Source organism: Claveliimonas sp. (assembly GCF_037273965.1).
Classification (GTDB): domain Bacteria; phylum Bacillota; class Clostridia; order Lachnospirales; family Lachnospiraceae; genus Claveliimonas; species Claveliimonas bilis.
This window is the reverse complement of the sequence record NZ_JAYAZJ010000063.1, coordinates 1-5,143: the sequence shown is the minus strand read 5'-3', so window position 1 is coordinate 5,143 and position 5,143 is coordinate 1. Positions and strand designations below refer to the sequence as shown.

Genomic DNA, 5,143 nt, shown 5'->3' with positions numbered 1-5,143 from the left:
GAGGACGCTGCCATGATAATGCACGCTGTGAGAGTATGTGGGCCAGAATGAAGACAGAGCTCCTTTATGACCGCTATGACACAAGGCAGATGACGGTAGAGGAATTAAAGGCGCTCATTTGGAGATACTTCCTCAGCTACTGGAATAACCGGAGGATCTGCTCTGCCAATGGCGGGCTTCCTCCCATGATAAAACGCAGACAGTATTATGAGGATTTGGAACTGGTAGCATAGTCAGTGATATCCTTGAAATAAATGTGTCAACTAATCTTGACAATATCATACTGGACAAGGAAGGAAATGCTATACATGTAGTCATATCGCAAATCGTTTCAGAAGAAAGAATTGCGGACAATTCTTATCAGATTACATGCACATCTTCCGGGAGCTGGAGAGCGGGATTTAAGGTAAAAGTAAAAGATAATAAGCTAGTGTCAGCATATGATCCATTTTATGCCGCTTACATAGGTAGAATAGAAGGGGCCAGGCTTAGATTAACAAGTACAAAAGAAGCTTTGTATACATTTAACTATTATCCTGGTATAATAGCGATTCCCACAGGGGTAAAAGCCTGTATTTCAGGAAGTGCTTTAAAAACCGAGGTGATCTAAATAATTATTTTTATAATTGACAGCCACTACTTCAACAGTGGCTGTCGCTTCTTTTATAAAAGCATTATTTAAAAACGCCCAAGTGTTCCAGGTATTGATAAAAATGGCAAGAAAGCAGCAAGAAAAAAGCAGGATAGATTTTGACCTGATTTTTACTAAACAGTATATGATAAAAATGGAGATAATGATTCCAAGAAAAGGTAATGAGCAAGATAATACAAGCATTCCAATAATAATAAGACAATGTATTATTCTATTCTCCTGACCTTCAAATATGTCCATATTATCACTTTTTTCAACAATAGAAGCATTACTGTCTATTTCCGTCTGTGTTATTAGTTCATCAAAGCTTACATCATAAAGCTTCCTTAATTTCTCTAATGTTTCTATATCAGGTGAAGATATATTACGTTCCCACTTAGAAACAGCTTGTCGAGATATGTTTAATTTATCAGCGACTTCATTTTGTGAAAGTCCCCCTTTTTAATCTTATTCTTTTTAAATTATCGCCAATTTCCATATATATCTCTCCCTTCGCTAATATATTTGAGACGATTATAGCTCGAGGAAATACAGAAAGCAATATGAAGTCAAAAGAAAGTTAACAGGTGGGCTTTAAAGCGTTGATGCATCAATAAGCTTTGGCCTCCTCGCGGGTGAGCCAGAAATGGATTCCGGTGGTAGAATCCTGCCACCGGTCTTCATTGAAATCTTTGACTTCTACCCACTGACCCCGGCGGTAAACAAAATTTTCATCTACAAGAGACCAGGCTTCGTCATATTCTTCGGAATAGTCGAAGCTTTTGATCGTCAGAACTTTAGCTTTACTGCAGCGGCAGGAGTTTAGGGTGGCGGAAGTTCTCTTGGCGTCAGCCGGGATAAGAAGCTGCACCAGCCGATTGTTGAAACATTTTTTATATCCAAGGAAAGCGCCCTTCTCCGGACAGTAGAGCCGGAAGAATTTTGTATCCTCATCAGAAATAATATCCGTCAGATCGGCGAACTCTAACACTGCGGAAAAGAGGTTGGCGCCCCGGATATCGGCTCCGGTCAGATCGTCATAGCGGAGGGCAGCGCCTTTCATATTGGCGTTTTGAAAGCAGGTTTTGCGGAACGTACACTGATCAAACAGAGAGTTTTCTATAGTGCTTCCTTTCAGGCTTGCTCCGTTAAAACAGACGTTTCGGAAAGTGGAAAGGGAAAAGTCAACATGATCCATATTCCAGCCGCTAAGGTCGGCATTTTCAACCAGAATTTCGCGAAGAGGAAGCAGAGAGCCTTCTTTTCGTTCTTTTAACTGCTCTTTTAATTCTTCTGAAGATAATTTCTTCATCATACCTCACCTTCCTGTTTTAATTTTGAATAATAAGAGTTGGCAGTATAAAGTGCAGCCGCCGGATTGTGCCCAAGAACTCTGTCCTTTGTCACGGCTGTTGTAACTATGGCGTCGGAATATTTGTAAAACAGGCTGTCGTGACCGACGCAGAGACCTACTACCACGTTGAGGTCGGTTTTCGCGGCGTTAAGAAGCTTGGCCTGCAGAATAGGATTGCAGGCGTTTTTGCCTACGCCGTTGCATTTTTCATCAATTCCGAGAGCTGTTTTGGGGATGGCGCCTACTTTACAGCCGATTCCGTAAACTTCAAATCCATGGCTGCGAAAAATCTGCGCCAGGGTACGGCTTTCCGCCAGCAGTCCCACACAGGTGGCTATGCCTATCTTTTTTGCACCTATTTTTTCGGCAAAAGCCATAATTTCCTCTACCCTGGTATATTTACAGTAGTGCTCAAATTCCACTTCTGCGGCAGCGCACATGATTGCGTGATTTTCCGGCTCCTGGTAGCAGGAGAGAGCTTCGTTAAGAATCTCGTGATCCATGTGCGTTGTGAGGCAGAAAGGCGGATAGGAGCGATCCTCCTTGTCGCAGTTTTTTACAGCACAGTCAATGCAGGATAGGTTATTCTCGGACATAAAGTATTCCTCCTTTTTATTAAAACATTCGCCGTGTCAGCTCGAGCCTTTCCGGCTCTCGCTCACGGGCATTCGCCCTATAAAAATGCGAAAACCTCAAATCGCCTGCAGGCAGGCGTTTGCGTTTCCCGCATTTTTGCACGGCTCATTGCCTACGTGGACATTATATCACAAGGGGAACTTATCTGAAAGGGAATGCAGTAATACACTAGTCAGCAGGCCGGCAACTTGCTATAATGGAAGACAAAGAACAGAAAGGACGCAGAAAGCATGAACCAGGATTGGGAAAGATGGGGGCGCGACATTCGGAACATCGTTCAAAATGCCATTGACTCCCAGGATTTTCGCAGACTTAATGATACAATTGCAAATACAGTAAATGACGCGGTGTTTCAGTTTCGGGAGAGTGTCCGTCAAACAGGCGAAGGATTCCGGCAGGCCGGCGCCGATTTTGGGAAAAGCAGACCGGATTTCCGGTGGGATGGACAGGAATACAGCAGACCGGATACAAAGCCCCGCACTCTTTTTGCCGGCAATAAAGGAGTAAAAGCAGCAGGGATCATTTTAACGATTCTCGGATGTCTCCTGCTGATCCCAGGCAGTCTTGTGCTGGCGGCAACTGTAATAACCGTAGCGGTAACAGGAGCATTTCCATGGCTGGGAGGCCTTTTGATAGGGATGCTTTTGCTGCTGGTCGCAGCGGGAGTTGTTCTTATATGGAACGGCAGGACCCGCCTTGGAAGGAACAGGCGTTTTCATAAATATATTGAGATCATGCAGGGAAGAGTCTACTGCAATGTAAAGGAACTGGCGGATAAAAGCGGAAGATCAGTAAAAGGCGTTGTAAAGGATCTGAAACAAATGATCGAAAAGCGCTGGTTTCTGCAGGGGCATCTGGACGATCAGGAAACCTGCCTTATGGTGACGGACGCATTTTATGAAGAATATCAGCAGCTGAAACGGCAAAGAGAAGCCCACATGCAGGCGGAGAAGGAGCGCCGGGAGGCCATGGAACAGGAGAGACAGAGGCAGGAAAGAACACCGGAAAAGCCGGAGACTGAAGCAGAAAAAGTCATCAGCCTGGGAAACTGGTATGTGAAGAAAATCAGGGAGTGCAACGACGCCATTCCGGGAGTGGAAATTTCCCGGAAAATTGACCGGATCGAACTTCTGGTCCGCAGGATATTTGACCGGGTGAGGGAAGATCCTTCTGCCGTGGAAGATATTGAAAAAATGATGGAATACTATCTCCCCACAACGGTGAAACTTCTGGAGGCTTACGAGCAGTTGGACGGCCAGCCGGAAGCAGGAGAAAATATCCGTCAGGCAAAAGAAGAGATTGAAAAGACGCTGGATACGCTGAATACAGCTTTTGAGAAATTGCTGGACAGCCTGTTTGAAGACGTGGCCTGGGATATTTCTTCTGATATTTCCGTACTGGAAGCAATGCTGGCGCAGGAGGGGCTGACAGAGGACGGCCTTCAGAAAAACAGAAAATAACAGAACAGATCAGGAAAGGAAATGAGCATGAACGAAGAATATCAAACCCTAACAGAACAGACCTCTCTTACAGAGGAAGAAAAAGCAAGAGCAGAAGCATTTGCCGGAGAGATTGATCTGTATGATTCCAACGCCGTTTTGCAGTACGGCTCCGGCGTACAGAAAAAGATGGCGGATTTTTCTGAAAAGGCACTGGAAAATGTGCGTACCAAAGATCTCGGTGAAATCGGCGGGCTGCTTACCGATGTCGTCACTGAATTGAAAGATTTTGACGAGGAAGAAAGCAAAGGAATTTTTGGATTTTTTAAGAAGAATGCCAATAAGCTGACAGCCATGAAAGCAAAATACGATAAGGCGGAGGCAAACATCTCCAAGATCTGTAAAACGCTGGAGGGCTATCAGGTTCAGCTTATGAAAGATGCAGCTCTTCTGGATAAGATGTATCAGCAGAATCTGGAATATTATAAAGAGCTGAACCTCTATATTGCGGCAGGAAAAAAGAAGATAGAGGATGTAAGGACAAAAGAACTCCCGGAAATGATAAAGAAAGCGGAGACCAGCGGGTTCCCGGAGGATATTCAGGCGGCGAAAGACCTGGAATCTCTGTGTGTACGTTTTGAAAAGAAAGTTCATGATCTGGAGCTGACAAGAATGATCGCAGTGCAGACTGCTCCGCAGATCAGGCTGGTGCAGAACAATGATACGCTGATGGTGGAGAAAATCCAATCTACCATTGTCAATACTGTGCCGCTGTGGAAAAGTCAGATGGTGCTTGCCCTTGGCGTGGAGCATTCCTCACAGGCAGCAGCTGCACAGCGGGAAGTGACAGATATGACAAATGAACTTCTTCGCAGGAATGCAGAAAAACTGAAGATGGCGTCTGTAGAATCCGCCAGAGAATCCGAGCGGGGAATCGTGGATATGGAAACATTGAAAGCCACAAATGAATCTCTTATTTCCACCCTTGATGAGGTAATGCAGATCCAGCAGGAAGGACGGACAAAGAGAAGAGAAGCGGAACAGGAAATACATCGGCTGGAAGGAGAACATCAAAATGGGCGG

General features: G+C 44.9%; 6 protein-coding genes and 1 pseudogene. 4 read left to right on the top strand and 3 right to left on the bottom strand.

From position 1 onward, the window contains the following. The coding region (locus tag WJ238_RS04825) for an integrase core domain-containing protein (protein ID WP_337606295.1) at nt 1-233 on the top strand (233 nt) is incomplete at its 5' end. A gap of 23 nt (nt 234-256) precedes the next feature. Then, nucleotides 257-610 carry a DUF5626 family protein gene (locus WJ238_RS04820; RefSeq protein ID WP_337606294.1) on the top strand — a complete coding sequence of 118 codons (354 nt, stop codon included), beginning with the start codon at nt 257-259 and terminating at the stop codon, nt 608-610. Here WJ238_RS04820 and WJ238_RS04815 read toward each other — a convergent pair. The 3 genes and pseudogenes from WJ238_RS04815 to WJ238_RS04805 all read right to left on the bottom strand — a co-directional run. Then, nucleotides 590-1,078, bottom strand: a pseudogene (locus tag WJ238_RS04815) (helix-turn-helix domain-containing protein); the annotation flags it as partial. The gene WJ238_RS04820 and the pseudogene WJ238_RS04815 overlap by 21 nt on opposite strands. A 163-nt stretch (nt 1,079-1,241) precedes the next feature. Continuing rightward, a complete protein-coding gene (locus WJ238_RS04810) occupies nt 1,242-1,946 on the bottom strand; it encodes a pentapeptide repeat-containing protein (protein WP_337606293.1) in 705 nt (234 codons plus the stop codon). Further along, on the bottom strand, nt 1,943-2,581 hold the full coding sequence (locus WJ238_RS04805; protein WP_230105012.1) for a DUF1847 domain-containing protein: 639 nt from the start codon (nt 2,579-2,581) through the stop codon (nt 1,943-1,945). Before WJ238_RS04805 ends, WJ238_RS04810 begins: the two co-directional genes overlap by 4 nt. 270 nt (nt 2,582-2,851) lie before the next feature. Between WJ238_RS04805 and WJ238_RS04800 the strand changes: the two genes are divergently transcribed. Further along, nucleotides 2,852-4,081: a 5-bromo-4-chloroindolyl phosphate hydrolysis family protein gene (locus WJ238_RS04800; protein ID WP_337606292.1), complete on the top strand. Its 1,230-nt coding sequence runs from the start codon at nt 2,852-2,854 to the stop codon at nt 4,079-4,081. 21 nt (nt 4,082-4,102) lie between these two features. After that, nucleotides 4,103-5,143 (top strand): toxic anion resistance protein (locus tag WJ238_RS04795; protein WP_337606291.1); only part of this gene is annotated, 1,041 nt, incomplete at its 3' end.

Excerpts from the sequence above, each read along its gene's own strand:
- WJ238_RS04810 (WP_337606293.1), bottom strand. The coding sequence starts at position 1,946 with ATGATGAAGAAATTATCTTCAGAAGAATTAAAAGAGCAGTTAAAAGAA.
- WJ238_RS04805 (WP_230105012.1), bottom strand. The coding sequence starts at position 2,581 with ATGTCCGAGAATAACCTATCCTGCATTGACTGTGCTGTAAAAAACTGC.
- WJ238_RS04800 (WP_337606292.1), top strand. The coding sequence starts at position 2,852 with ATGAACCAGGATTGGGAAAGATGGGGGCGCGACATTCGGAACATCGTT.